The organism is Nocardia sp. PLKS1-43, from assembly GCF_059510335.1.
In genome coordinates this window covers 134581-161493 of sequence record NZ_JCAJZQ010000012.1, presented here as the reverse complement: position 1 = coordinate 161493, position 26913 = coordinate 134581, and the positions used below count along the sequence as shown (strand labels likewise).

Below are 26913 nucleotides of genomic sequence, written 5' to 3'. Positions count from 1 at the left end.
CTGACCGGAGCGCCAGGAGCGAAGCGGGGGAAGAATCGATCCTCGGGGGCCGCGGGACGCCGGAGCGGAGCGGAGGCAAATCGGACACGGCAAAATGGCACCGTGCGCATCGACCTCCACACCCACAGCACCGCGTCCGACGGTACGGACAGTCCCGCCGAACTGATCCGCGGTGCCGCCGCGGCGGGCCTGGATGTGATTGCGATCACCGATCACGACACGACCGCGGGGTGGGCCGAGGCGGCCGCGGCGTTACCGGCGGGAACGAGCCTGGTGCGCGGTATGGAGATGTCGTGTCAGGGGATGGGGGAGGACGGGTGGCCGGTGCCGGTGCATCTGCTGGCCTATCTGTTCGATCCGGCCGACGCCGCCTTCGCCCGTGAGCGGGAGAGGTTGCGTGGCGAGCGGGTCGCCCGGGTGCGGGCGATGGCCGAGCGGATGGCGGCGGACGGACTGCCCGTCGATCCGGAGCAGGTGCTGGCCTCGGCGGGTCCGGCCGCGGGACGCCCGCATCTGGCGCGTGCCCTGGTCGCGGCAGGGGTGGTGCCGACGGTGGACGCGGCCTTCGTGGAACTGCTGGCTCCGCGCGGTCGCTACTACGCCGAGAAGGCCGATACGCCACTGCGCGCGGCGGTCGAAATGGTCACCGCGGCAGGCGGAGTGGCCGTGGTGGCGCATGCCCGCGCCCGTACTCGCGGCCGGCTGCTCGCCCTGGACGAGGTCCGTGACCTGGCCGCCGTCGGCCTCGCCGGGCTGGAACTCGACCACCCCGACCACACCGCGTCCGACCGCACCGTCCTGCGTGAGCTGGCCGCCGAACTCGGCCTGCTCACCACCGGCTCATCCGACTACCACGGCGCGAACAAGGTCATCGCCCTCGGTGAATGCACCACGGACCCGGTGCAATTCGAGAAGCTGGTCAGCAAGGCGACCGGTGTCCCGGTGATCGCCGGATGAGCGCCGCGTCCCGCGCCGTCTCGCGGCGTCGGCATCTCGGTCGCTCCGACCTCCATCGCGGCCGCGTCGGAACGCCACCCGGCTCCGCTCGACGCGCGGCTCATCGCACCGCGCGCGGATGCTTTCGGTCGGCGCGGCCCGGGATCGATATCGCATCGCGCTGCTCGAGTCGCGAGCACGTTCCGGTTGTCCCGCCCGCTGGCCGTGACGTGGATACCATTGCGGGACAGTGCTTTCGGTTCGATGTCGACGGCATCGGAGCGCCGGTGCTCCGTGCCCGCGTCGATCGTGAGCCGGCGATGTCATGTAGGCGTACGGATGCCGGTCCGACGTATTCCGTTGTGTGTCAAGGCTCGTCGGCGACTGCGACGGATCGCGGGGCGGTCGACGGCGCCCGCGGCGTGTTGTCGCGCCGCGGCACGCGGATGCCCTGGCGGCCGGCGGATGTGGCGGTCGCCTGCGCACGGGAGAGTACCGGTGGATCGGTGCCGGAGAGATGGTGGCGTGTGATGGATCGGCGCGGGACGGAGTGCGGGGCGTGAGGCTGCTGCGGGGCATCAGTGGGGTGATAGCGGCCGGGATGGTGGTGCTGGCCCTGGTCGTGGCCGGATCGGCGGTACTGGGGGAGGTGTGGCGGTATCCGGGGCCGGGCGGGCGGATGGTGGGGTGGCACGTCGGGTTGGCGGCGGTGGCCGTGGTGGCCCAGGTGTTCACCGATCGGCGTCGCGGTTTGGCCGCTTTTTCCGGATCGCTGGTCGTTTTTGTGGCGGCAGGTTATCTATTGGTTACGCAGTGGTGGAATTGAACCCCGTGTAATGGTTGCCAACGGGTGAATTGTGTCCGAACCTTATTCTTTGTGAGCAAGATCGCGAGGGAAGCGACGACGCGGTCCGCGGCGCCGGCATATCCGCACCGGATGGGGTCGCACCGCCGCCGGCGGCGACCGTGATCGACGTCGAGGCCGACGTCCTGGTATTGGGCGGCGGCCCGGCGGGAGCGTGGGCGGCACTGGCCGCGGCGCGTGCGGGGGTCCGGGTGGTGCTGGTCGACAAGTCGCGCTGCGGGCACAGCGGCCCGACCGCGAAAAACATTGTCTCGCTGTGGAATATCCCGCCCGGCCCGCTTCGTGACGCGGCGATCGCGCGCGGGCTGGCGGACGGCGGCTGCCTCGGTGATCCGGAGTGGATGGCGCGGGTGCTGGCCGAGACCCACCGGCACGCGGGCCGGCTGGCCCGCTGGGGGCAGCGCGGCCCGGGGGAACGCGCGGCGCGAACGACCCGGATCCGGCTGGACGGTGCGCAATACCTCGTTCGAATGCGCCGCGCGCTGGTTCTCGCCGGGGTGCGGATCCTGGATCATCATCCGGCACTGCAACTGGCCGTGGACGGCGAGGGCGTGGTCTCGGGTGCGGCGGGCATCGAGCTGCACGGCGGATGCCGGAGCTGGTCCGCGCGGGCCGGTGCGGTGGTTCTGGCGACCGGGGGATGCGCGTTCCGGTCCGGGGGCGCCGGGACCGACGTCGATACCGGTGACGGGATGCTGATGGCCGCCGAGGTCGGTGGCGAACTGTCGGGTATGGAGTTCTCCAGCGCCTATTCCCTGGCTCCGGCTCCGCAGCCGGCGAGTGCGCAGCGGCGGGCGGGCGCCTCCCGGGCGATGCTGCGGACGGCCACTCTCTGCGACGAGTCCGGCACGGTATTCGGCGGGGCGGGCGAGGGATTCGGCGCACAGGCGCTCGCGGCCCTCGCGGACGGCCGCCGCGTCTACGCCTGCTGGCAGCTCGATCCGCGCGACGCCACGCCCGGCGTTCGGATCGACGGCGATATCGCCCGCATGCCGGTGCGGGCCGTGCTGGAGGGCACCGTACGCGGCAGCGGCGGCGTGCATTTGGCCGGGTTCGATTGTGCGACAACGGTTCCCGGTCTGTTCGCGGCAGGTGAGGTGGCCGGGCGCGAACCGCTCACCGGTGCGGTCGGCGGATTCGGCGGGCAGGGTGGGGCCTGGGCGATGTCCTCGGGTGTGTGGGCGGGCGCGGGTGCGGCCCGCTTCGCGACGCGCCGCGGCAGCAGGGGACCGGTGCGGCTGGTTCCGGGCGCCGGGTTGCACGCCGGCTCCGGACTCGATCCGCGTGCGGTGATCGGCCTGGTCCAGGAGCACACGCTGCCCATGCGACGCAGTTATCGACGCAGCGCCGACAGCCTGCGCAACAGCATCGCCGAACTCGACGCCCTGTGGCCCGCTACCGAATTCGCGCTCGGCGGCAGCGGCCCGGACCGACTGCGCGCCCGGGAGGCCGCCGCGCTGCTGGCGGTCGCACGCTGGAGCAAATACAGTGCGCTGGCCAGAACCGAATCCCGCGGCATTCACCGGCGCACCGACCATCCACAGGTCGTCGAGCACTGGTGCCGGCGCCTGCACGCCGGCGGGCTGGGTGCCGTCTGGGTGCGTCCCCAGGCATGCGGGCCGGTCCTGCCCGCCGCGCAGTCCCAACCGCAGTCCCAACCGCAGCCGGAACAGCTCTCCGAGCGGCCGGATCTGGCCACCGCTTGATCACCCGCACAGCGGCGTCGGCTCGGCGGTGCGACAGTTCACCGGCGGGGCGCGCGAATCGTCGGCCTTCGGTGATGCGGGGGTAATTTGCGCCACGTAGCCTCGGGAAATGGCACTACCCAGCCGTTCTCGACCCGCCGCCGCGCAGCAGGATTTGGCAAGTCCCGGGGCTGCTGGCAGAATGTTCCGGATCCCGGCCGACGCCACCGCCCGGCCCGGGAAGGTTGGTGAACGGCGATCCGTGACGCACGGCTCCGGTCCGCGGATCACCACCGTAGTGCATTGCCCGGACAACCATCCGGCTCCGGCTCGACGGATCTGTGCACCGGTACGCGAACCGTATCCCGTAATACCCCTTGCAGCTTGCCGCGATGTAACTACTGAACGGTATTACGAGACATGGATGAGCGTATTCGGCGCACCCTCGAGTAACCCGAAAAATCCCTTATTTCCATACCCGACGGTAACCGTCCCCCGGTTTAGCCCGTATCGAGCAGGAGTGAAATCGTGTCATCTGTGACTGACGCACCGAATACAACTGCCAGCCTGTCCGAGATCACGCACGAAGAGATTTTCGCCGGCCATCTCGGAGGCAAGCTCTCGGTGGAACTCAGCGCCCCGCTCGACTCGCAGCGCGATCTGTCGATCGCCTACACCCCGGGCGTGGCACAGGTCAGCCGGGCCATCGCGGCGGACGATGCGCTGGCCAAGCGGTACACCTGGACCGACCGTCTGGTCGCGGTCGTCAGCGACGGCACCGCGGTGCTGGGGCTGGGCGATATCGGCCCGCGCGCCTCCCTTCCGGTCATGGAGGGCAAGGCCGCGCTGTTCAAGAAGTTCGCCGGGCTCAACTCGATCCCGATCGTGTTGGACACCAAGGATGTCGACGAGATCGTCGAGACCCTGATCCGGCTGCGTCCCAGCTTCGGCGCGGTCAACCTGGAGGACATCTCGGCTCCGCGCTGCTTCGAGATCGAGAAGCGCGTGGTCGAGGCGCTGGACTGCCCGGTCATGCACGACGATCAACACGGCACCGCGATCGTGGTGCTGGCCGCGCTCAACGGGGCGGCCACCGTGCAGGGCCGTAAGATCGAGGATCTGAAGGTCGTGGTGTCCGGCGCCGGCGCGGCCGGTGTGGCCTGCACCAACATCCTGCTCGCCGCGGGCGTGAGCGACGTCGTCGTGCTCGACTCCAAGGGTATCGTCGGCGCCGATCGCGCCGACCTGAACTCGGTGAAAGCCGAACTGGCGCAACGCAGTAACCCGCGCAAGCTCAGCGGCGGCGCGGCCGAGGCGCTGGCCGGAGCGGACGTGTTCATGGGCCTGTCCGCGGGCACCATCGCCGAGGAGCTGATCGCCTCGATGGCGTCGGACGCGATCGTGTTCGCCATGTCCAACCCGGACCCGGAGATCCACCCCGAGGTCGCGCAGAAGTACGCCTCGATCGTGGCCACCGGCCGCAGCGACTTCCCGAACCAGATCAACAATGTGCTCGCCTTCCCCGGCGTGTTCAAGGGTGCGCTGGACGCCGGCGCGCGCCGGATCACCGAGGGGATGAAGGTGGCCGCCGCCAACGCGATCTTCGGCGTGGTGCGCGAGGAACTGGGCGTGGACAAGATCATCCCGAGTCCGCTGGATCCGCGGGTCGCACCGGCGGTGGCCGAGGCTGTCGCCGCCGCTGCGCGCGCGGAAGGCGTTGCGTAACAGGTGTTTTCGCAGCTAGGACGCCTCATCCGGGGACGGGTGGGGCGTCCTGCGCTGTCCGGGGAGGCCGCCGGCCCGCCGGGTGCGCGGCGCGGCCTGGTGCCGGCGCTGGTCGCCGCGCTCACGGTGGCGCTGGTGTCGGTCGGCGGCGTCGCCTCCGCGCCGTTCGCCGATACCGTGCGTCTGGGCAATGCGTCGATCGCGATTCCCGGCGTGGCGCGGACCCCGCCGATGGGCTGGAACTCGTGGAACGCCTACGGCTGTTCGGTCGACGAGCACACGGTGGAGCAGGCGGCCGACGCCATGGTCGCCAGCGGGATGCGTACGGCCGGCTACCGGTACGTCGTGGTGGACGACTGCTGGTTCGTGCCGCTGCGCACGTCTTCCGGTGCGCTGCAACCGGACCCGACACGCTTTCCGCACGGGATGGCTGCTCTGGCGGCCTACGTGCACGCGCGCGGATTGAAATTCGGCATTTACGAGAGTCCGAATTCTCGAACGTGCGCACAGATTGCCGGAACCTATCCGGGCAGTACCGGAAGTTCCGGACACGAGATGCTCGATGCGCGCACATTCGCGGCCTGGGGTGTCGATTATCTCAAATATGATTGGTGCTCAGTCGATTCCAATATCGACCGGCAGGTTTCGGCATTCACGAAAATGCGAGACGCGTTGCGCGCCACCGGCCGCCCGATCGTCTACAGCATCAATCCCAACAGCAGTGTGCGCGGCGCGCCGCCGGGCGCGATCTACGACTGGTCGGGTATCGGCACGCTGTGGCGCACGACCAACGATCTGCTGCCCGGCTGGGCGTTGCACCAGGGGCCGGCCGGAGATCAGGGCCTGAGCGAAGTCCTTTCCAGCACAGTGGCATCGGCCGGCCGAGCCGGTCCGGGACACTGGGCCGACCCGGATATGCTCGAGGTCGGGGTGCCGGGCGTGCTCGGTACCTCCTATCCCGGGCTCACCCGGGCCGAGCAGCGGACCCAGTTCGGCATGTGGGCACTGTTGGCCGCACCGCTGATCGCGGGAAATGCCCTGCCCTACATGGACGAGACGACCTGGCGGCTGCTGACCGATCCGGAAATCATCGCGGTGGACCAGGATTCGCTCGCCGCACCGGTCACCGTCGTGCCGGGAACCGGCGGAAAGGTCTGGCGCAGAACGCTGTCGGACGGGTCGGTGGCCGTTGCGCTGTGGAACAACGGCGATTCGACCGCCACGATCTCCATCCCGCTCGCGCGCCTGAGCCTGCCCGCGGCGGACGGGTTCGCGGCGCGCAACCTGTGGTCGGGTGCGCACGCGACCGTGCGCACCACGGTTGGCGCCCAGATCGCCGCGCACGACACCGTACTGCTGCGGATCAGCCCCGCGCCGGTGACCTGAGCGACCACCGGCGGTGCGGCTCACCTGCTCAATCGCTGCTGGTTCTGCTGGTTCATGTAGTTCTGCAGCTGCTGATAATCGGTGATGCCCGAGGAGCCCCACAGGATCGGATGCGCGCCGGGACCGCAGTCGCGAACCATGGTCTGCGTGGAGTTCGGGCCGATCCGCTCGGTGTGATACCACTCGAACACCAGATTGGTGCACAGCAGTGAGTAGTTCATCGTGCCGGGGCCGAGATCGGTGTTGGTACACGTGGTTACGAGCCTGCTGTCGGTAGGCACCGAGGCGCAGTTCACCGTCCCGATCGGAGTTGCCTGTGCCGCAACGGAACTTACCGCGGCGATGCCGCCCAGAGCCGCGGCGGTCAGCGCTGTGGCCATGACGACGCTGCGAATCATCTGATCCCCCCATTGTTTCAAGGTCGAATGGATGCAACTGTTCTATCGCACAACTGATGTCGATACAACAGTCGCATCCATGCCGGCCTCGGGAGGTTCGGTTACCGGTGGCAGGAGTGCCGGTAGTCGATCACCGGCTGACGTGCGCCGCGCAGACCCGCCATCAGATCCGGATGGGCCCGGCGGTAAGACTGGCGTTCGGCCCTGCGCTGGTCCTTCGGGAGGGACCTGAGGTGGGCGAGTTCGGCGGAGAGGTCGGGGTGCGCGGCCAGGTAGGCCGCGACCCTCGGCGCCGCGGCGGCGTGAGCCGCGGCGCGGTCCTGCGCGGTGCACTGTGCGGGGGCCGCGGAGGCCGTCGCGGGCAGGGCGATCGCGAGCGTGGCCAGACCCGCCGTGGCGGTGAGCAAGGCGGTGGCGATGCGTTTCACGGTGGAACTCCGTTCCTTCGGTTCGTGCTGTCGGAACCGAATCTGCCCGCCGCAGCTGAGGCCGCGCTGAAATTCCGGTGTTCGACCCGCGTACCTTCAGGCGATCTTCAGGGTCAGCCGGAACCGGGCCCCGCGACCGTTCTCGGGTTCGATACAGCGCAGATCGCCGCCGTGGGCGCGGGCGATGCCGCGGGCGATGGGCAGGCCGAGGCCCGAACCGCCCGATCGGGCCGCACGGGCCGCGTCGAGGCGCACCAGGCGGTCGAAGACGCGCTCGCGGTCGGCCGGGGCGATGCCGGGACCGGTGTCGGCGATCGTGATCCGGGCCAGCTCGTCGCGCGCTTCGACGTGCACGGTGACCGTGCCGCCCGCGGGCATGGCCTGACAGGCGTTGTTCAGGACGTTGACCAGGATCTGCCCGATGCGTTCCGAATCGGCGATCGTGCGCACCGGCTGCCCGTCGAGCCGGAATTCCACGCCGGGATGCAGCATCCGGACGCGATCGAGTTGAATTCCGGTGAGCTCGTACAGGTCCACCGGTTCGCTGTGCAGCTGGAGGCCCGCATCGATGCGGGCCATGTCGAGCAGATCCTCGACCAGCCGACCGGCCCGTTGCGCCTCGCGCGCCAGCAGCAGATACATGCGCTGACGTTCCTCGGGATCGGCGTCGGCCGGTTCGTGCAGGACGGCCTCGGCGATGGCGCGGATGCCCGCGACCGGGGTGCGCAGCTCGTGCGCGGCATCGCCGACGAAGGCGCGCAACTGTTGTTCGGAAGCGCGAGCCCGGGATTCGGCGCCCTCCAGCGCGTCCAGCATCTCATCGAAAGCGCTTGCGGTTCGGCCGAGTTCGGTATCGGTGCGGTCGGGAGACAGGCGGCTGCCACGGTGACCGCGGGCGATGTCGCGGGCCAGCCGCGTCATCGAATCCAGCGGCGCCAGGGCCCGGCGCACCCCGAACCAGAGTCCGCCCGCGATCAGCAGCAGTGCGGCGGCGACCGCGGTGATCAGCACCCAGACCAGCCGGGATCGGACCCGCGCCAGCAGGGGCTCGTCGATCTGGACCGTCAGCCGCGCGCGGTCGAGTTGCCCCGGTCCGGTCAGGACCACCCGCCGCGCCGCCGCGACGTTCTCCGCCTCGCGATGCGGCGTGAGGCTGCCGTAGGCCCGGCCGTCGGCGAGGACCAGGCGGGCGCGCACCGAGCGGCTGTCGATCCGGGCGATCAATGTGCCGGGAGCAGTGCCCTGCCTGGCGAGCTGGCGGGCCAGCTGTACGCGGTCGGTGAGAGTGGTCGCCTCGGTACGGGAGACCACGACGGCGAACAGGCTGTGCACGATGATCGCGACGACGATCAGGGCGATACCGGAAACCGTTGCGGCGGTGAGGGTTACCCGGCGTCGCAGGGATACGGTGCGCATGATGCCTCGTGCACCCGGATCTGCGCCCGCCGCGCCGCGGGTACTCATCGGTCCCCGGCCCGCAGCGCATAGCCCATACCGCGCACCGTGTGCAGTAGTCGCGGCCCGTATTCCTCCAATTTTCGCCGCAGCGCGCTGACGTGGACCTCCACCAGATTCGGATCGTAGTCCTCGTAACCCCATACGGCCGTGAGGATCTGGGTCTTGGTGACCACCCGGTCGCGGTGTGCCGCCAGATAGGTCAGGAGTTTGAACTCGGTCGCGGTCAGCGTGACGGTAGCGTTGCCGCGCAACACGATTCCGGATTCGACGTCCACCACCAGATCCGCGACGGTGATCTTGTCGCGCAGTTTCCCCATCCGCCGCAGCAGTGCCTCCACCCGGGCCACGAGTTCGGCCAGATCGAACGGTTTGACCACGTAGTCGTCCGATCCCGCGCGCAGGCCGCGGATCCGGTCCCGCACCTCGTCGCGGGCGGTGAGCATCACCACGCCCGCCGCACAATGTGCGCGCACCGCATCGAGCAGGACGAATCCGTCTCGCCCGGGCAGCATGACGTCCAGGACCACCACGTCCGGCCGGAACTGCGCCAGATCCCGTTCGAGTTCGCCGCCGTCCGGACGTGCCAGCACCTCGTGACCGGCCGCGCGCAGCCCGGACGCGACCGCCGCCCGTATGGCTTCGGCATCTTCGATGACCATGATTCGCCCGTTCCGCACACCCGACATTGTGGCCGGTGCGAGCTGAGGGTTGGCTGAAGGTTGCCGGTACGCGGCCTGTGGGACGGCTGTGCATCGCCGATACTCGGGATATGGCCAGTCAATCGGCACAGTGGATGCACAGCGCACGAGTGCTGCGCCGGTCCGGATTCGGTGCCGCGGGCCCGGAGGTCGACGCGGTGAGCGATCCGGCGGCGTATCTGCGCTCGGCGCTTGCGGCCGATCCGGAGGTCGATCCGGGGGCGCACGCCACGCCCATGCCGCAATTCGCCGTCGTGGCGGCGCCCGGACGCACGGCCACGGCCGATCAACGCCGCCGCTACAACGCCGAGGTCACCGCACAGCTGAACGATCTCACCGTGTGGTGGCTGCGGCGGATGGCCGCGGTGCGGGTACCGGTGCGGGAGAAGCTGACCCTGTTGTGGCACAACCACTTCGCCACCTCGGCGGTGAAGGTTCGCAGCGCCGCGGAGATGGCCGGGCAGAACCGCACCTTGCGCACCATGGGCGCCGGCGATTTCTCGGCGCTGGCCTACGCGATGCTCACCGATCCGGCGATGTTGCGCTGGCTCGACGGCCAGACCAATACCGCGAAGGCGCCCAATGAGAACCTGTCCCGCGAATTCATGGAGCTGTTCGCGCTCGGGCACGGCAACGGGTACACCGAAACCGATGTGCGCCAAGGGGCCAGGGCGTTGACGGGGTGGACGATAAGGAACGGCGCGGCGGTATTCGATCCGAAGCGCCACGACGCGGGGACGAAGACCGTTCTCGGCGTGAGCGGTTCGCTGGGCGTGCGGGAATTCTGTGATGCGGTGCTCGCCCGGCCGGAGTCCGCGCGGTATGTGGCCGGGCGGATGTGGCAGCAGCTGGCCTCGGACGATCCGCCCTCGCAGGCCGCGCTGGAGCGCATCACCACGGCCTACGGGCCCGGTCGTGACCTGGGGGCGGTGATCACCGCCATCCTCACCGACGCCGAATTCACCGGTGCTCGCGACACCGTCGTGCACGCGCCGGTGGAATGGCTGATCGGCGCGGTGCGAGCGTTGCGGGTGCCGCTGACCGGTGATGCCGAGGCGCACCGGGTGCTGAGCGTGCTGCGCGCGCTCGGGCAGCTGCCGTTCTATCCGCCGAACGTGGGTGGCTGGCCGCGCGGGCAGGCGTGGATGTCCACCGCGGCGGCCCAGATTCGGCTGACCGCGATCACCGCACTGCTGAAAAACGCTGACCTGTCCCCGATTTCGTCCGCGGGTACCGCGGATCGAGTGGATGCCGCCGGGTATCTGCTCGGCGTCGGCGCCTGGTCCGACCGCAGCGCGCAGGTGCTGCGCACGGCGGCCGGCAATCCGGCGCGCCTGGCCGCGATCGCGGTGAACACTCCCGAATATCTGACGAGCTGAGGACGCGAACGCCATGTCACCTGTGAGTCGCAGGCAATTCCTCGTCGGTTCCGGCGTGCTGGGAGCGCTCGGCGTGCTCGGCGCGTCGGCGATCACCTGGGAGGAGTTGCGGCACGCGGCGAGCACCACCCCGCTGCCCGCCGGGTCGGGCATCCTGGTGGTGCTCACCATGTACGGCGGCAACGACGGTCTCAACACCGTGATTCCGTACGCGGACAACGCGTATCACGACGCGCGTCCCGAATTGTCCTATCGCCCCGAGGAAGTGCTGCATCTGGATGGTCAACTCGGTCTGAATCCGGCCATGAAGGGCTTGGCGCAGCTATGGGGGCAGCACGACCTGGCGATCGTGCGCGGCGTCGGATATCCGAAGCCGGACCACAGTCACTTCCGGTCCATGGACATCTGGCAGACCGCTGTACCCGGCGAACCGTCGCCGACCGGTTGGGTCGGCCGCTGGCTGGACGCGACCGGCGACGATCCGCTGCGCGCGGTCAATATCGGCTCGGTCCTGCCGACGCTGGCGATCGGCGCGAAACACACTGCCTCGGCGCTGGATCCGTCCTCGGTTCCGCTGTCCGCGCAACTGAAGGCCGAACTCGCCGGACTGGCCGCATCCGATCCGCACGACAGCGCGGCGCAAGGTTTCGTGTGCAGCGGGTATCGCTCGGAACAGACCGTGTCACAAGCTTTCTCGTCGATCGAAACAGGCGGGAAAGCCGGCGTCGCCTCGGGCGGCAATCCACTCCGGACGCAACTGGATCTGGTTTCGCAGTGCATCAAGGCCGGTGTACCCACCCGCGTCTACTCGGTCGGCTTGGGCGGTTTCGACACCCACGCCGACGAACGCCGGACGCAGGAGCAACTGCTCGGCCGCCTGGACCAGGCGATTTCGGGCTTCCTGCGCGATATGGCCGGACATCCGCGCGGCCGCGACGTGGTCCTGTTGGCCTACAGCGAATTCGGCCGCCGCGTGCGGGCCAACGCCTCGCAGGGCACCGACCATGGCACCGCGGGCCCGGTCTTCCTCGCGGGCTCCCGGGTCGCCGGCGGTTTCCACGGCGACGAACCCAGCCTCACCGACCTCGACGACGGCGACCTGAAATCTGCCGTCGACTTCCGCGACGTCTACCACGAACTCCTGCACCGCGTCGTCGCCACCGACCCCGCCCCCGTCCTCGGCCCCGGCCGCCGCGACCTGGGTCTGATCACCTGAGCATCCACGGACCGACCCCGTGCGCGGATATCCGCGATGAGACGTTGCGTGCGCTGTATCGGGTCTTCGGTTTCGGATGCGTTGGCTCGCTCCGGTTTTGGTGATCGGATTGTGGGCGACCGAGTGTCCGTGGCCTGATCGGGCTTTCGTCGCTGCGCGGATATCTCGCGATGAGACGCCGGGTGCGCTGTGCCGGGTCCTCCGTCGCGGATACGTTGGCTCGGCGCGGTTTTCGCGATCGGGGCGGGTCGACTGAGTGCCTGCGAGCCTGATCGAGCGTTCGTTGCTGCTCTGGTATCTGCGATGGGGCGTGGCGTGCGCTGTATCGGCTCCTTGGTTTCGGATGCGCTGGCTCGCTCCGGTTTTGGTGATCGGATTGTGGGCGACCGAATGCCCGCGGGCCTGATCGAGAGTTCGCCTTGCACTGATATCCGCGACGCAACGCTCTGCGCGCGAACAATATCGACTGCAACTCGGTGATCGATCCGGATCGGCACGTCCGGTTTCGGGCTCGGGCGCGGTGGCTCGGCCGGGGCGACTCGTTGGCATGCCTTTGTTCACCGCATGGCTGCTGCCGCTCAGGTCGGTGCGGGTGGAATCCGCGTGGCGGTGGACTTCCCGGCTGCCGATCTCCACCCCGGGTCCACCCGGGGGTGGTGGGGTATCGGGCCCGTTCGATCGACGCTATAGGCATGAGCTTGCAGAATGCGGTACTCGAAGGTGTCGTCGTGGTTCTGGTGCTGGGGTGGATCATCTACCGCCAGACGCGGTGGCAGGTAGTGGATCTCACGCGGGTGTGGCGCGGGCCGATCATCCTGGCGGTGGTCGGGGTGCTGGTGTCGAGGTCGGCGGTGGCCGGCGCCTCGGTCGGGACGCTCGCGGTGGCGCTGCTGGCGCTCGAGGCGGTGCTGAGCGTGGGCGTCGGCATCGGGATGGGAATGTTGTCGCAGGTGCGGCAGGTGGACGGGCAACTGCAGGCCCGCACGGGCTTGGTCGGGTCGCTGCTGTGGTTCGTCATGCTCGCGGTGCGACTGGGCGTGGACGTGTGGGCCGCGGCCGACGGGGCGAAGATCGTCACCTCCGCGGGGATCATCCTGCTGATGCTGGCGCTGAACCGGGCCGGGCGCACGGTGATGCTGCTGCGGCGGACCCGCGAGCCGTACCGGGTTGCGGCACACTGAACGCGATGATCTCCGCGGCCGCGCCGACGGGCCTGTCCAGGCTGCTTCGCCTGGTCGGGCTCGTCGCCGTGCTCTTCTCCTCGGTGCACGCGCACCTGTGGTCGCATCCGTGGATCGCGGCGGGTGCGGTGCTGTCCTGGCTCGGCTGGGCGGCGTGGATCGCCGAGCCCGCGGGATCGGTGTGGCCGGGACGAATCTGCCTGTGCGCCATGGCGGTCGGCGGCGGACTGACCGCCCCGTGGGTGGCGGGATCTGCGATCACCGCTCTGGCTGTGGTCTTCGCGGCGTTGTCGCTGGCGACCGCGCCGGTATCGATCGGCCTGGCCATCGCGGGTCTGGCCGCGGTGTGTACCTGTGTTTCGGTATTCGGCGTCGCGGATCATCCGCGCGATCTGCTCGGGCTGATGGTCGGGGTGCTGGTCTTCGGGCTGATGGGCTGGAGCCGCCGCCAGTCGCGCCGGACCGCCGAACAGAACCGGCTGCTGGTCGAGCAGAACCGGATCATCCGTGCCGAGCGGGACCGGGCCGCCGCGCTGGCCGAACGCGGCCGGTTGGCGCGCGACATCCACGACGTGCTCGCACACACCCTGGGCGGACTGGTGCGCCAACTCGACGCCGCGGACGCACTGCTAGAGGCGGGTGAGGTGGATCGCGCGTCCGAACGGGTCAAGGCCTCGCACGAGCTGGCCCGGTCCGGATTCGAGGACGCCCGGCGAGTGGTGAACGCCATGCGCGCGGACGGTTTCGACCTGGCGGCGGAGTTGCGCCGGCTCGCCGGCGACGAGCGCGCCTCCGGCGGCCGGGTGGAACTGCTCCTCGACGCCGATCTGCGCCGACTGGACGAGCAGACCGCCGTCGCGATCGCCCGCTCGGTGCAGGAGTCGTTCACCAACGCGCGCAAACACGCTCCCGGCCAACCGATTACGCTCACCCTGGAGGATCGGGACGAGGGCCTGCGAGTGGCGATCGGCAATCCGATCACCGATCGGTTGAGCGCGCTTCGGGATTCCGGCGCGGGCGCGGGCCTGCTCGGCATGACCGAACGTATCGCGGCCGTGGGCGGCACGGTGCGCGCGGGAAGGGAGGAGCGACAGTGGATGGTTCGAATCCTGTTGCCGCACAGATGATTACGGTCGTCGTGGCCGATGATCAGACCACCGTGCGGGACGGCCTGAGCACCGTACTGTCGCTGCTGCCGGACGTCGAGGTGGTCGGCGAGGCGCGCGACGGCGCGGAGGCGGTCGAGCTGGTACGCACCCTGTCTCCGCAGGTTGTGCTGATGGATCTGCGCATGCCGGGCATCGACGGCGTGGCCGCGACCGCCGCGATCACCGCCGCCCACCCCGAGACCGCGGTCCTGGTCCTGACCACCTACGCCGACGACGCGTCCATCGCCGGGGCACTGCGCGCGGGCGCGCGCGGATACCTGACCAAGGACGCCGGTCGCGCCGAAATCGCCGCCGCCGTCCGCTCGGTCGCCAGCGGGCACACCACCCTCGCCGCCGACGTCGGCGCGCGCCTGGTCTCGGCTCTGGGCGCGGCCGCGCAGCCTCCGCGCGCGGATCTCACCGACCGTGAACTGGACGTGCTGCGGCTGATGGCGCAGGGCCGCAACAACGCCGAGATCGCCGCGGAGCTGTTCATCGGCGTGAGCACCGTCAAGAGTCATATCAATGCGCTGTTCGCCAAGCTCGACGTCCGCGACCGAGGGCAGGCCATCGCGTACGCGCATCGCGCCGGACTGGCCCGCTGACATGTCATGATGAGCCCATGGCGGATCAGAAAATCACCACGCAGCTGATGTTCGAGGGTGCTGCCGAGGCGGCCATGACCTTCTACACGAGTCTGTTCGAGGACGGCGCCGTGCTGGAGATCGAGCGGTTCGCCGCCGGTGAACCCGGTGCGGAGGGCACCGTCAAACGTGCGGTGTTCCGGCTGGCCGGTCAGCAGTTCAGCTGTATCGACAGTTTCGTGCATCACGAGTTCGGCTTCACGCCGTCGATGTCGCTGTTCGTCGAGTGCGCCTCCGATGCGGAACTCGAACGGCTCTACGCGGCGCTGTCCGAGGGCGGCGGAGAGCTGATGCCGTTGGGCGAGTACGGATTCAGCAAGCGTTTCGGGTGGGTGAACGACCGCTTCGGCGTCTCCTGGCAGCTGAATCTCCGGTAACGCACTGGTTCTCGGGCCGGCACGCTCACCGGGCATCGGAAATCGTTGCGCTCCGGCGCAATCGACCTGTACCGGGCGCGCTGGCCCGGACCGCCAGCGCGAGCAGCGCGTCCAGCACCAGCGCGAGCGCGGCCACCAGCAGCGCGCCGACCAGTACCCGGTCGTACTTGTACAGGCTGATGCCGTCGAAGATGTAGCGGCCGAGCCCGCCCAGATTCACGTACGCGGCGATGGTCGCGGTCGCCACCACTTGCAATGTGGCCGAACGCAATCCAGTGAGCAGCACCGGCAGCGCATTGGGCGTCTCCACCCGCAGCAGGATCTGGCGTTCGGTCATTCCCATCGCGCGCGAGGCGTCCACCACGGTCGAATCGACGTTCGCGATGCCCGCGTAGGTGCCCGCGAGCAGCGGCGGGATGCCGACGGTGACCAGCGCCAGCAGCGGCGGCAGCAAGCCCAGTCCCAATCCCAGCACGACGATCGTCAGCACACCGAGTGTCGGCAGCGCGCGCATCGCGTTGGCGAAGCCGACGACCAGGCCGCCGCCGCGCCGGCTGTGCCCGATCAGCAGTCCGATCGGCACCGCGATCGCCGCGGAGATCGCGATCGCCAGGAAGCTGTACCACAGGTGCTGCAGCAGCCGGTTCCCGATTCCGGCCGAACCGCCCCAGTTCGCCGCCGCGGTGAAGTAATGCCAGGCGTCGATGAAAAGGTTCATGCGCCGAGTCCTTTCGCCGCCCGCAGGCGTCTCGCGAGGCTCGGCCGTTCCGCGCGCAACCACGGTGTGGCCCAGCGGCCGAGCAGGAACAGCACCCGATCGACCACCAGGGCCAGGATCAGCACCACGATGATTCCGGCGACGATCTCGTCGGGGTAGTCGCGCTGGTATCCCTGGGTGAACAGCTTGCCCAGCCCGCCGACGCCGATCAACGCGCCGACGGTCACCATGGAGATGTTGGTCACCGCCACCACCCGCAGGTTCGCCACGAAAACCGGGATGGCCAAAGGGAATTCGACCATCAAGGTGCGGCGCAGCCGGGTGTGGCCGATAGCGTCGGAGGCGTCGAGCACGTCGGCGGGCACCGAATCCAGTGCCGCGGGGACCGCGATGATCAGCAGCGCCACCGAGTAGATGCTCAGCGCGATGACAACGTTCAGCGGGTCGATCGTCGCGATACCCGCCAGCGGCGGGATGATCACCAGCAACGCCAGGGACGGGATCGTGAAGGCCAGGCTCGCGAGGGTGATCGTGATCCGTCGCAGCCACGGCACCCGCCGCACCGCCGCGCCCGCGGGGATCGCGAACACCAGCCCGACCAGCAGGGGGACCAGCGCCAGATACAGGTGCGTGCGCGCGAATCCGGCGATCTCGGCGAAATTGTCGATCAGATATCTCATCGGGTCGTTTCCGGTCTCACCGTGCCCGCTCCTGGTCGAAGAAGTGGCGATTGCGCGCGGCGTCCTCGTCCGAACGCTGGGCGGCGAGCCGATCGATGACCTCGGTGGCCAGCAGGCCACCGGCCACCGCGCCCGAATCATCTACGGCCACACCGACTCCCGAGGGCGAGGAAATCGCGGCGTCCAATGCCTGGCGCAGGTCCGCGCCCTGCGGGAACAGCGATCCGCCCGCGGACATACTCTCGGTCAGTGTTCCGCCCGCGCGCACGCGCTCGACAGCGGTGACATCGACCCAGCCGATCGGGCGGCGCGAATCATCCACCACCAGAACCCATTCGCCGCGGTCGAGCCGGAGTCCGGAAACCTGCGGTCCGGTCGCGGTCCGGATGTCGTGCAGCGCGATACCATCGGCGGTGCGGAAGGACAGTCCGCGATAGCCGCGGTCCCGCCCGGCGAACTCGGCCACGAAATCGGTTGCGGGCGCAGCCAATACGCGCTGGGGCGAATCATACTGCTGCAGCACGCCGCCGCGGCCGAAGACCGCGATCCGATCGCCGAGTTTGATCGCCTCGTCCAGATCGTGCGTGACGAAGACGATCGTCTTGTGCAACTCGGCCTGCAGCCGTTGCATCTCGGCCTGCAACTCTTCGCGCACCACCGGATCCACGGCGCTGAACGGCTCGTCCATCAGCAGGATCGGCGGGTCTGCCGCCAGGGCTCGCGCCACGCCGACGCGCTGCTGCTGTCCGCCGGACAGCTGCGCCGGATACCGGCTCGCCAGCGCGCGATCCAGCCCGACCCGATCGAGCACCTCGAGGGCGGCCCGGCGCGCGGCGCGACGGGATTGCCCGCGCAGCACCGGCACCGTGGCGACGTTGTCGAGCACCGTGCGGTGCGGCAACAGTCCGGCGTGCTGGATCACGTAACCGATACCCAGTCGCAGCCGCACCGGATCGACCGCCGAAATATCTTGGCCCGCAACGGTGATCGTGCCCGTTGTCGGCACGATCATCCGGTTGATCATGCGCATGGACGTGGTCTTACCGCAGCCCGACGGGCCCACGAACACGGTGACCGACCCGGATTCGATCCGCAGATCCAGATCGGACACCGCGGTCGTCCCGTCCGGGTAGGTCTTACCCACCCCGCTGAACTCGATCTCACTCACGAATGCACCTCGCCGGCGCTCGCCTCCGCCGTGCGCGACACGCACTGCCTCCATGGTTCACATCGCTGGGCCCGGCCCCGGCGCGCCTCACCCGCGCCGGGTGCGCCGCGCTCACGGCCGCACCCGCGCGATCGCGCCGCGCCGATCGCTCTCGAACGCACCTCGGCTGCACGTACCTCGCGCCGGACCCTCATCTTCGCGCTCACGATTTCCCTCACCAGCTGTTCGTGCTCACTGGCAAACCTATCCGATCGGCTTGTCCAGTCCCTGTGCGGTGACCCAGGACTTCGCGGCGGCCGCGGGCTCGACCTTGGCGGCGCCGGATACCTGCTCGTTGAGCGCGATCAGCTGGTCGGTGGTCAATTTCGCGGAGATCGCGTCGAGTACCTTCAACGCCTTGTCGGACTTCTTCTTCACGTTCAGCACCGGCACGACGTTCTGCGCGGCGAAATTGTGTTGCGGGTCCGCGAGCACCACCAGGTTGTTCTCCTTGACGGCAGGCGAAGTGGTGAAGATGTCGGCCGCGGTGACCTGCCCGGACGTCAGCGCGCGCACCGTCGCGGGGCCGCCCTCATCGCTGATCGGGACGTACTTGTTCGCCGGGATATCCAGGTTGTAATGCTTCTTCAGGCCGGGCAGACCGTCCGGGCGCTCGGCGAATTCCGGTGCGCCGCCGAAGCTCACCTCGGACGAGTGCGCGGCCAGGTCCGCGATCGAATGCAGATTCCACTTCCGCACCGTCTCCTGGGTGACCACCACCGCGTCGGAATCCTCCCCCGATGCGGATGTGCCGGTGACCAGATCGCCGCCCAGCGCCTTGCTCAGCGCCTGATTCACCGCGGTGGCGTCGGTCGCGGTCGCCGATTTGTCCAGGTACTGCAGCAGATTGCCGGTGTAATCGGGGATCACGCCGATCGAGCATTCCCGCAGCGCCGGGATGTACGCCTCCCGGCTGCCGATATTCAGTTTGGTGTCTACGGTGAAACCGTTGGCGCGCAGCGTCTCGGCGTACACATCGGCCACGGTCTCCGATTCCGGGAAGTTCGCCGAGCCGACGGTGAGCTTGTTCGCATCACCGGTGCAACCGCCCGATCCGGAGGCCAGCGGATCGGAACTGCCGCCGCAGGCGGACAGCGCCATCGCCGCTGCCAGTGCGACGGCTGTGGCCACGAATCGAACGGCGGTGAACGCGGGGCGAAGTCCGCGCCGACGCGCGGAGAGGATGATCGTGGGTTTCACTGCTGTCCTTCCGAGGGCCCGGCGCTGCCGGGTGAGGTGCGGCGCGGCCCGGCTACCATTCGTCGTCGGGACGGCCGCGGTCTGGCTGTCCATCCTTGCAGCCGGGTGTCGTTCTGACTATCTAACGGGAGTAGGTGTCGCCGGATGGAATTGGCAGCGTCGCTGCGAACGGCGACTCGAGCGGTGCTCGCCGCGACGGCGTTGACGCTGGTCGTCTCGTGTTCGCACAGCGATTCCGGGGAGACGATCACAGTGGGTGCGGGCAGTTCCGCGCAATCGGAATTGATCGCCGAAATCTATGCCGGAGCCCTGGCCAGCACCGGCGCGCATACCGCGGTGCGCACGCGACTGGGCGGGCGCGGAGACTATCTGGCCGCCCTGGACGCGGATCGGGTGACCCTGGTCGGTGACGACAGCGGCGATCTGCTGACCGCACTGGACTCCCGCTCGGCCGCGCGCATCTCCGATCCGGACGCGGCCGCGGCGAAGGCGAGCGAGGCGACCGGAACGACGGTCGCACAGGCCGCGCCCGGCTCCTCGGTGTCGGATGCGTTGAGCCGGGCCATGCCCGAGGGATTGGTGATCTCCGATATCGCCGACGGCACCGACCTGCGCCCGGATTTCGTGCTGACCGCCGCCACGGCCGCCCGCGTACCGCATGCGCTGCCGGACCTGGCCGCGCACTGCGGTGAGCTGTCGGTGGGGATCGCCACGGGGAGCGAGCTGGACCCACTGCGTCCAGCACCGGACCCGCAGCGCGACGTGCTGAACCCGCTGCGGCAAACCTATGGCTGCGATATCACCCACTACACTGTCTACCCGGACGATACCGCGCTGCGGAACGCGTTGCGGGGCGGGCGAATTCAGGCCGGCGTGCTGACCGCCGCGGCGACGCTGCTGCCCGGCGGACCGGGTGATCTGGTGGTGGCCGCCGATCCGGATTACGCGTTCCGCGCGCAGAACATAGTGCCGCTGTTCCGGCAGGGATCACTGACCGAGACCCGGATCAAGAAGTTGAACTACGTCGCGGGCGAGCTCACCACGGAGGATCTGACCACGATGGTCCGCCGTCTGCGCGACGAGCACGCCTCGGCCGCCGACCTGGCGCGCAGCTGGCTGGACGAGCACGACCTCTAGGTGCGCGTCCGGTAGGTTCGGCCGTATCGGCTCCTGTCGGATTCGCCGATATGTTGCCCGGGATTCCGGCCGATTCGAGGCCGCGGGCCGCGGCGTCGAACCGGGCCCATCGGTCGAATCCGGCGAGTAATCTCAGGTGGGTTGATCAAGCAGCCACCCGAGGGAGGCGCAGGCATGTTCAATCGGACGCTCGTCGCGCGCGCACTCACCGCCTGTGCGCTGGCCGCACTGCTGAGCACCGCCGCCTGCGGCGGGTCGAACAGCAAGTCCGGCGGTCCGGCCGCCGGCAGCAGTCACCCACCCAGCGTGACCCAGGCGGTCACCACTACTTACCAGCGCTTCTTCGACGGGGCCACCACCGCCGATCAGAAGATCGCACTGCTGGAGAACGGCCAGGCGTTCGCGGCCACGATCAAGGCCCAGGCCGATTCCTCGATGGCCAAGAGCACCACCGCGACGGTGTCGAACGTGGCCAGTTCGGGCACCGACCATGCCGATGTCACGTACACCATCCTGTTCAACGGCAAACCCGCGCTGGCCGGACAGTCCGGGACGGCGGTCCGCATCGACGGCACCTGGAAGGTCACCGCGGCGACGTTCTGCGCGCTGCTGACGCTCGAGGGCAATCCGCCGCCGGTCTGCGCCGCGCCCAGTCCCACCCCGACTCCCGCGCCGACGTCCTGAGCCGGACATGTCCCGCACGGAGTCGTCGAAACCGCTGTGGCACAACGTGATCTCGCGAGCATCCGCGCGCGGCGGCGCCGAGCGGCCACGGGTCGCGCTGGCCATCGTGACCGCCGTGCTGTTCGTGACGTTCCTGGACACCACGATCGTCAGCGTCACCCTCGGCAACATTCAATCCGATGTGCACGCCGGGGTGGTGTCGCTGCAGTGGGTGGTCAACGCCTACACCCTGGTCTTCGCGAGCCTCATGTTGACCGCCGGATCGCTGGGCGACCGCTGGGGCCGCAAACGCGTGATGATCGCCGGATTGGTGATCTTCTGTGCGGGATCGGTGCTTTCGGCGCTGGCCGGGTCGGTCGCGGTGCTGATCGGCGGGCGCGCGGTGATGGGGCTGGGTGCGGCCGCCTCCGAGCCCGGGACGCTGTCGTTGATCCGGCACATCTATCCCGAGCGCGGCGCGCGGGCCAAGGCGCTGGGTGCGTGGGCGGCGGTCTCGGGGCTGGCGCTGGCCGCCGGACCCGTCGTCGGCGGTCTGCTGGTCGGCGCGTTCGGCTGGCGAGCGGTGTTCTGGTTCAACCTGATCATCGGCGCGGTGGTGCTGTTCGCCGCGCTGCGCTACGTTCCCGAGAGCGCCGATCCGCAGCCCGGCCCGGTCGATCTGCCCGGATTCGTGCTGGGCGCGACATTTCTGGCGTGCGTGATCTACGCGGGCATCTCCGGGGAACAGATCGGCTACAGCGCCGCCTCGGTGATCACGCTGTTCGTCGTGGGCGGTATCGCCGGAGTGGCATTTCTGGTGGCGGAGGCCAGGGCCCGCAATCCGATGTTCGACTTCGCCTATCTGCGAAGACCATTGGTGCGCAGCGCCCTGATCGTCGCGTTCGCGGTGTATTTCGGCATCTTCTCGATCTTCTTCTTCACCGCGCTGTATCTGCAGGAGGTGGTGAATTATTCGGGCTGGCGGATCGCGGCCGTCTTCGCGCCGATGGCGGTGGCCATCATCGCCGGCTCGCTGATCTCCGGTTTCTGGGTGGCCGCGCGCGGTTCGCGCACGCCGATGATCGCGGGCTGCGTGCTGGGTGCTGCCGGAATTCTGCTCAGTCGCGAATTCCTGGGCGTGACAGTGCATTTCACGGCGCTGGCGCTGGCGCTGATGCTTGCCGGGATCGGTTTCGGCATCGCGGTGGTGCCGTTGACCTCGGCGGTGCTGTCCGGCGTTCCCGCCGAACACTCGGGTATGGCGGCCGCGGCAACCAACACCATGCGCCAGGTCGGCGCGGTCGTCGGCGTCGCGGCCCTGGGCTCGCTGGTCAACTCGTTCCTCAACTCCGACTTGACCTCTCGGCTGAACCAGTTGCAGATCCCGGCCAATTTCCAGGCCATCGTGATCGACGCCATCGAGACCGGCAACGTGCCCGCGGGCGGCGATCAGGCCGCCTCGGCAGCCTATGGTCCCATCGTCGACAAGGTCATCACCGCCACCTACGCGGCGTTCCACCGCGGACTCGATGTGGCGCTGCTGGTTTCGGCCGTCATGATCCTGCTCGCCGCGGCGCTGACCGCGATCTCGCTGCCTCGATACGATCGCGCGGGATACGAGTACGAGACCTGACGGCTTCGATTCCGGGCGCACCCGGCGAGCCGGAATGCGTGGATTCAGTTGCGCAGCAGCGTGATCAGCGTCGGGTCGGCGGCGAGGCCGGGCAGTGACTCGACGAGCATGTCGATCAGCTGCTCGCGGGTGACCGTCTCCGCGGTGAGCCAGCTCAGCGTGACCTCCTCGACGAAGGCGATCCACCCGCGCACGGCCAATTCCAGCCGGGGCCGGTCCGGATGGTCCGGGGGCAGCGGAATCTCGGCCATGATGCGGTCGGCCTGCGCGCCGCGGGTCGCATCGACCAGGGCCATGAGTTCGGTTCCGGCGGGACGCCGCAGCAGGGCCAGGTACGAGGTGCGGTTCTCGCTGACGTACTCCACGTAGCGGCGCACCGCGTCGCGCAGCATATCGCCCAGCGCGAGGCTGCGGTCCGGCTCGGTGCGGGCCAGCAGTTCGGCGTTCGCGTTGGCCACGATCGCCAGCTGGAACTCCTGTTTGGAGGAGAAGTAGTGGAACAGCAGGCCGCGCGAGATGCCGGCCTGTTCGGCGACCGCGCCGATCGAAATATCCTCCAGCGCGCGTTCGCGCAGCATCCGGGTGCCCAGGGCGATCAGCTGACGACGGCGTTCGTCGGGGCTCAGGCGCACCCGCTTACCGTTTCTGCCCGCAGTTCTTCCGGTCACGGCGACCATCCTACTGAACGTGAGTCAATACTGTTGACTCCGGCTCAATAAGCCCTTACGCTCGGATACATGAGTCGCAAGGTTACAGACAGTGGTGTCGGTGATCAGGGGGAACCGGCCCGCCACGTGCACGTCCTGATCGTCGGCAGTGGCTTCTCCGGGCTGGGCATGGCCATCCGGCTCAGCCAGCAGGGCGTGCGGGACTATCTGGTGCTCGAGCGCGGCGGCGACGTCGGCGGAACCTGGCGGGACAACACCTATCCCGGCGCGGCCTGCGATGTGCCCTCCCAGCTGTACTCGTACTCCTTCGCGCTCAACCCGGAGTGGTCGCGGTCGTTCTCCAAACAGCCGGAGATCCAGCGCTACATCCAGGGCGTCGCAGAGCGGTACGGCGTGCGCGACAAGCACGTGTTCGACTGCGAGATGACCGGCGCGCGCTGGAACGAGGCCGAGGCCCGGTGGGAGGTGCGGACCAGCCGGGGCGAGTTCACCGCCGACATTCTGATCTCCGCGGTCGGCGCGCTGTGCGAACCGAATCTGCCGGATATCAAGGGCATCAACACCTTCGAGGGACAGATCTTCCACTCCGCGCGCTGGGATCACGCCGCGGAGCTGACCGGTAAGCGTGTCGCGGTGATCGGCACCGGCGCTTCGGCGATTCAGATCGTGCCCTCGATCGCGCCGGAGGTCGCGCACCTGGATCTGTACCAGCGCACCGCACCGTGGCTGCTGCCGCGCATGGACCGGCCGTACACGCTGCCGGAGCGGCTGGCCTTCAAATACGTTCCGGGCGTACAGAAGTTGTCCCGCGCGGCCATCTACGCCGCCCGCGAGACGCAGGTCGTCGGCCTGGCGAAATTCCCGCCCGCGATGCTGGCGCTGGAGACCATCGCCCGCGCCAAGCTGCGTTTCGAAGTGCGCGATCGCGAACTGCGCGAGAAGGTCACCCCGAACTTCCGCATCGGCTGCAAGCGCATGCTGATCTCCAACGACTATTACCCGGCGCTGGGCCGCGCCAACGTCGACGTGGTCACCGACGGCATCGCCGAGATTCGTCCCGGCTCGATCGTGACCAAGGACGGCACCGAGCGCGAGGTCGACGCCATCATCGTGGCCACCGGTTTCCACGTCACCGATTCGCCTGTGTACGAGACGATTTCGGGTCGTGACGGGCGCACCCTGACCGAGGTCTTCGACGAGGGCGGTCAGCAGGCGTACAAGGGGTCGGCGATCGCCAACTTCCCGAACATGTTCTTCCTGCTCGGCCCGAACGTCGGCCTCGGGCACACTTCGATGGTGTACATGATCGAATCGCAGATCAACTACATCGCCGACGCGGTCGCCACCTTCGATCGCGCGGGCCTGCGCACCGTCGAGGTGCGCAAGGACACCCAGGACACCTTCAACCGCGGCCTGCAGGACAAGCTGGCCGGCAGCGTGTGGAGCACCGGCGGCTGCGCGAGCTGGTATCTGGACAAGCACGGCAACAACACCACGCTGTGGCCGGATTTCACGTTCCGATTCCGTAGGCTGCTGGAAACCTTCGACGTCGCGGCGTATCGGACCAGCACCGCGGCCGATTCCGACACATCCGGGGCGCAGGCGCGGCCCGCAGCGAAAGTGGTGACAGGCAAGTGAGCAACGACGCGTACTTCACCGGCAAGGTCTGCGTGATCACCGGCGCCGGATCGGGGATCGGACGCGCACTGGCGGAGAATCTGGCCCGCCGCGGCGCGAAGCTCGCGCTCTCCGACATCGATACCGACGGGCTGGCCGAAACCGTCCGCCGCTGTGAGGCATTGGGAGCGCAGGTCAAGTCCGACCGGCTCAACGTCGCCGAGCGCGAGGCCGTCCTGCTCTACGCCGACGAGGTGAAGAAGCACTACGGCGTCATCCACCAGATCTACAACAACGCCGGCATCGCCTTCCACGGCGAGGTGATCGACTCGCAGTTCAAGGACATCGAGCGGATCATGGATGTCGACTTCTGGGGAGTCGTCAACGGCACCAAGGCATTTCTGCCGCATCTGATCGAATCCGGCGCCGGGCACGTGATCAACGTGTCCAGCCTGTTCGGGCTGATCGCCGTTCCCGGCCAAAGCGCCTACAACGCGGCCAAATTCGCGGTGCGCGGCTTCACCGAATCGCTGCGTCAGGAGATGCTGGCGCGCAAGCATCCGGTCAAGGTCACCTGTGTACACCCCGGCGGCATCAAGACCGCCGTGGCGCGCAACGCCACCTACGCCGAGGGGATCGACGCCAAGCAGTTCGCCTCGTTCTTCGACAAGCAGCTGGCCCTGCACACCCCGGAGATGGCCGCACAGACCATCACCGAGGGCGTGGCCAAGGGCCACGGCCGGGTGCTGATCGGCTGGGAGGCGAAGGCTCTGGACCTGTTCGTGCGGACCACCGGCTCGTACTACCAACGGATCGCCAATCTGGTGAACCGGCGGTTCCTGCCCTGATCGGTATGAGAGTTCCCGCCATGCCCGCTGTTTCGCTGCCGCTGCCGATCGCCCGCGCGGTCCTGCACCCGATGTTCCGGTACGCGATGCACTCCCGGCTGCCGTGGGTCGTGCAGCGCGCACTGCTGGACGCCGGGTCGGCGCTGCAGGTGCTGCCGCCGGACACCCGCGTGCACCGGATGCGCCTGGGCGCTCGCCCGGCCGAACGGATCACCTCCGGTTCGAACGCCGGTGCGGGTGCGCTGCTGTACCTGCACGGCGGCGGCTACACCATCGGGTCGATCGCCACGCACCGCTCGCTGGCCGCGCACCTGGCCCGCGAACTCGGCCGTCCGGTGTATCTGCTGGATTACCGGCTCGCTCCCGAACATCCGTATCCGGCCGCCCTGGACGACGCCGAGGCCGCCTATCTGGAATTGCTGTCCACCGGCTTGCATCCGGAAAGCCTTGCGGTAGCGGGGGATTCGGCCGGTGGCGGACTGTCCTTGGCGTTGGCCCGCCGCCTGATCGACCGGCACGAGATCCGGCCCGCCGCACTGGGATTGATCGCGCCGTGGTCGGATCCGAACGAATCCGCGCCGCGGCAGCGGGATCTGGTGGTCAGCCGGCCCTGGTCGCAGGCCTGCGCCGCCGCCTACCTCGGCGAGGGTGACGCGCTGGATCCCGGCTACGCACCGCTGCTGGGCGAGCTGAGCGGACTACCGCCGACCTACGTCCAGGCCGACGAGGGCGAGATGCTGTACACCCAGTGCGTTCGCCTGGTGGCGGCGTTGCGCGCGGCCGACGTGCCGACCCGCTTCTCGGTGACGCACGGACTGTGGCACGTGTCCCAGCTCCAGGCATCGCTGGTCGCCCCGGCGGCGGTCGCGATGCGCGAGCTCGCCGACTTCCTCGGCGAATCGCTGCAACCTGCGCAAACCCGACCATAGGATGATGTGCGAACGATCCGGCGCCGGGAGACGGCCCGGTCGTGGCCGCTGCGGCGGTCCCGAGTCGGCCGCTGGGTCGGCTAGCGTAA

The 26913-nt window shown here is 68.9% G+C and carries 26 protein-coding genes; 17 read left to right on the top strand and 9 right to left on the bottom strand.

The window, feature by feature from the left end:
* The first annotated feature begins 102 nt into the window (after nt 1-102).
* The 5 genes from AC5WS7_RS32140 (at nt 103) to AC5WS7_RS32120 (ending at nt 6597) form a co-directional block, all read left to right on the top strand.
* Entirely contained in the window at nt 103-957 is an 855-nt protein-coding gene (locus AC5WS7_RS32140; RefSeq protein WP_495958357.1) for a PHP domain-containing protein, read from the top strand.
* A 538-nt stretch (nt 958-1495) separates the two neighbouring features.
* Nucleotides 1496-1762: a hypothetical protein gene (locus tag AC5WS7_RS32135; RefSeq protein WP_495958356.1), complete on the top strand. Its 267-nt coding sequence runs from the start codon at nt 1496-1498 to the stop codon at nt 1760-1762.
* A gap of 140 nt (nt 1763-1902) precedes the next feature.
* On the top strand, nt 1903-3507 hold the full coding sequence (locus tag AC5WS7_RS32130; RefSeq protein ID WP_495958355.1) for an FAD-dependent oxidoreductase: 1605 nt from the start codon (nt 1903-1905) through the stop codon (nt 3505-3507).
* A gap of 507 nt (nt 3508-4014) precedes the next feature.
* Nucleotides 4015-5211 (top strand): NAD(P)-dependent malic enzyme, encoded by a 1197-nt coding sequence (locus AC5WS7_RS32125; protein ID WP_495958354.1) that lies wholly within the window; start codon nt 4015-4017, stop codon nt 5209-5211.
* A 39-nt stretch (nt 5212-5250) separates the two neighbouring features.
* Nucleotides 5251-6597, top strand: coding sequence for a glycoside hydrolase family 27 protein (locus tag AC5WS7_RS32120; protein ID WP_495958353.1), 1347 nt, complete (start codon nt 5251-5253; stop codon nt 6595-6597).
* Between the two features lie 20 nt (nt 6598-6617).
* On the opposite strand, the gene AC5WS7_RS32115 is transcribed toward AC5WS7_RS32120, so the two are convergent.
* The 4 genes from AC5WS7_RS32115 to AC5WS7_RS32100 all read right to left on the bottom strand — a co-directional run bounded on the left by AC5WS7_RS32115 (nt 6618) and on the right by AC5WS7_RS32100 (nt 9567).
* Nucleotides 6618-6995, bottom strand: a complete 378-nt coding sequence (locus AC5WS7_RS32115) for a hypothetical protein (protein WP_495958352.1) — start codon at nt 6993-6995, stop codon at nt 6618-6620.
* A 101-nt stretch (nt 6996-7096) separates the two neighbouring features.
* Nucleotides 7097-7423, bottom strand: coding sequence for a hemophore-related protein (locus AC5WS7_RS32110; RefSeq protein ID WP_495958351.1), 327 nt, complete (start codon nt 7421-7423; stop codon nt 7097-7099).
* A gap of 96 nt (nt 7424-7519) precedes the next feature.
* Complete coding sequence (locus AC5WS7_RS32105; protein ID WP_495958350.1) at nt 7520-8839, bottom strand: sensor histidine kinase; 1320 nt, start codon at nt 8837-8839, stop codon at nt 7520-7522.
* Nucleotides 8840-8883: 44 nt separating this feature from the next.
* On the bottom strand, nt 8884-9567 hold the full coding sequence (locus tag AC5WS7_RS32100) for a response regulator transcription factor (protein WP_495958349.1): 684 nt from the start codon (nt 9565-9567) through the stop codon (nt 8884-8886).
* Between the two features lie 83 nt (nt 9568-9650).
* Between AC5WS7_RS32100 and AC5WS7_RS32095 the strand changes: the two genes are divergently transcribed.
* From AC5WS7_RS32095 to AC5WS7_RS32070, 6 genes are all read left to right on the top strand, one after another.
* Nucleotides 9651-10958, top strand: a complete 1308-nt coding sequence (locus AC5WS7_RS32095) for a DUF1800 domain-containing protein (RefSeq protein ID WP_495958348.1) — start codon at nt 9651-9653, stop codon at nt 10956-10958.
* A gap of 13 nt (nt 10959-10971) precedes the next feature.
* Nucleotides 10972-12174 carry a DUF1501 domain-containing protein gene (locus AC5WS7_RS32090; protein WP_495958347.1) on the top strand — a complete coding sequence of 401 codons (1203 nt, stop codon included), beginning with the start codon at nt 10972-10974 and terminating at the stop codon, nt 12172-12174.
* 692 nt (nt 12175-12866) lie between these two features.
* Nucleotides 12867-13355: a hypothetical protein gene (locus AC5WS7_RS32085; protein WP_495958346.1), complete on the top strand. Its 489-nt coding sequence runs from the start codon at nt 12867-12869 to the stop codon at nt 13353-13355.
* Between the two features lie 5 nt (nt 13356-13360).
* Nucleotides 13361-14482, top strand: a complete 1122-nt coding sequence (locus AC5WS7_RS32080) for a sensor histidine kinase (protein ID WP_495958345.1) — start codon at nt 13361-13363, stop codon at nt 14480-14482.
* The gene (locus AC5WS7_RS32075) at nt 14449-15108 is read left to right on the top strand and encodes a response regulator transcription factor (protein WP_495958344.1); all 660 of its coding nucleotides are present in this window, start codon (nt 14449-14451) and stop codon (nt 15106-15108) included. The genes AC5WS7_RS32080 and AC5WS7_RS32075 overlap by 34 nt, the downstream gene beginning before the upstream one ends.
* Before the next feature lie 17 nt (nt 15109-15125).
* Nucleotides 15126-15524 carry a VOC family protein gene (locus AC5WS7_RS32070; protein WP_495958343.1) on the top strand — a complete coding sequence of 133 codons (399 nt, stop codon included), beginning with the start codon at nt 15126-15128 and terminating at the stop codon, nt 15522-15524.
* A 25-nt stretch (nt 15525-15549) separates the two neighbouring features.
* On the opposite strand, the gene AC5WS7_RS32065 is transcribed toward AC5WS7_RS32070, so the two are convergent.
* The 4 genes from AC5WS7_RS32065 to AC5WS7_RS32050 all read right to left on the bottom strand — a co-directional run bounded on the left by AC5WS7_RS32065 (nt 15550) and on the right by AC5WS7_RS32050 (nt 19230).
* On the bottom strand, nt 15550-16242 hold the full coding sequence (locus AC5WS7_RS32065) for an ABC transporter permease (protein WP_495958342.1): 693 nt from the start codon (nt 16240-16242) through the stop codon (nt 15550-15552).
* Complete coding sequence (locus tag AC5WS7_RS32060; protein ID WP_495958341.1) at nt 16239-16922, bottom strand: ABC transporter permease; 684 nt, start codon at nt 16920-16922, stop codon at nt 16239-16241. Before AC5WS7_RS32060 ends, AC5WS7_RS32065 begins: the two co-directional genes overlap by 4 nt.
* Before the next feature lie 16 nt (nt 16923-16938).
* Entirely contained in the window at nt 16939-18090 is a 1152-nt protein-coding gene (locus AC5WS7_RS32055; protein ID WP_495958340.1) for an ABC transporter ATP-binding protein, read from the bottom strand.
* Nucleotides 18091-18333: 243 nt separating this feature from the next.
* A complete protein-coding gene (locus tag AC5WS7_RS32050) occupies nt 18334-19230 on the bottom strand; it encodes an ABC transporter substrate-binding protein (protein WP_495958443.1) in 897 nt (298 codons plus the stop codon).
* 243 nt (nt 19231-19473) lie between these two features.
* Between AC5WS7_RS32050 and AC5WS7_RS32045 the strand changes: the two genes are divergently transcribed.
* From AC5WS7_RS32045 to AC5WS7_RS32035, 3 genes are all read left to right on the top strand, one after another.
* Entirely contained in the window at nt 19474-20466 is a 993-nt protein-coding gene (locus tag AC5WS7_RS32045) for a glycine betaine ABC transporter substrate-binding protein (RefSeq protein ID WP_495958339.1), read from the top strand.
* Between the two features lie 174 nt (nt 20467-20640).
* On the top strand, nt 20641-21150 hold the full coding sequence (locus AC5WS7_RS32040) for an MTB12 C-terminal domain-containing protein (protein WP_495958338.1): 510 nt from the start codon (nt 20641-20643) through the stop codon (nt 21148-21150).
* A gap of 7 nt (nt 21151-21157) precedes the next feature.
* Nucleotides 21158-22762 (top strand): MFS transporter, encoded by a 1605-nt coding sequence (locus AC5WS7_RS32035; RefSeq protein WP_495958337.1) that lies wholly within the window; start codon nt 21158-21160, stop codon nt 22760-22762.
* 44 nt (nt 22763-22806) lie between these two features.
* Here the strand turns inward: AC5WS7_RS32035 and AC5WS7_RS32030 are convergent, their stop codons facing one another.
* Nucleotides 22807-23439 carry a TetR/AcrR family transcriptional regulator gene (locus tag AC5WS7_RS32030; protein WP_495958336.1) on the bottom strand — a complete coding sequence of 211 codons (633 nt, stop codon included), beginning with the start codon at nt 23437-23439 and terminating at the stop codon, nt 22807-22809.
* Nucleotides 23440-23499: 60 nt separating this feature from the next.
* On the opposite strand from AC5WS7_RS32030, the gene AC5WS7_RS32025 reads away from it, so the two are divergent.
* The 3 genes from AC5WS7_RS32025 to AC5WS7_RS32015 are packed head-to-tail and all read left to right on the top strand — an operon-like array spanning nt 23500 to nt 26824.
* On the top strand, nt 23500-25068 hold the full coding sequence (locus AC5WS7_RS32025; RefSeq protein ID WP_495958335.1) for a flavin-containing monooxygenase: 1569 nt from the start codon (nt 23500-23502) through the stop codon (nt 25066-25068).
* On the top strand, nt 25065-25895 hold the full coding sequence (locus tag AC5WS7_RS32020) for an SDR family NAD(P)-dependent oxidoreductase (RefSeq protein WP_495958334.1): 831 nt from the start codon (nt 25065-25067) through the stop codon (nt 25893-25895). The genes AC5WS7_RS32025 and AC5WS7_RS32020 overlap by 4 nt, the downstream gene beginning before the upstream one ends.
* A gap of 20 nt (nt 25896-25915) precedes the next feature.
* A complete protein-coding gene (locus AC5WS7_RS32015; protein WP_495958333.1) occupies nt 25916-26824 on the top strand; it encodes an alpha/beta hydrolase in 909 nt (302 codons plus the stop codon).
* Nucleotides 26825-26913 lie beyond the last annotated feature (89 nt).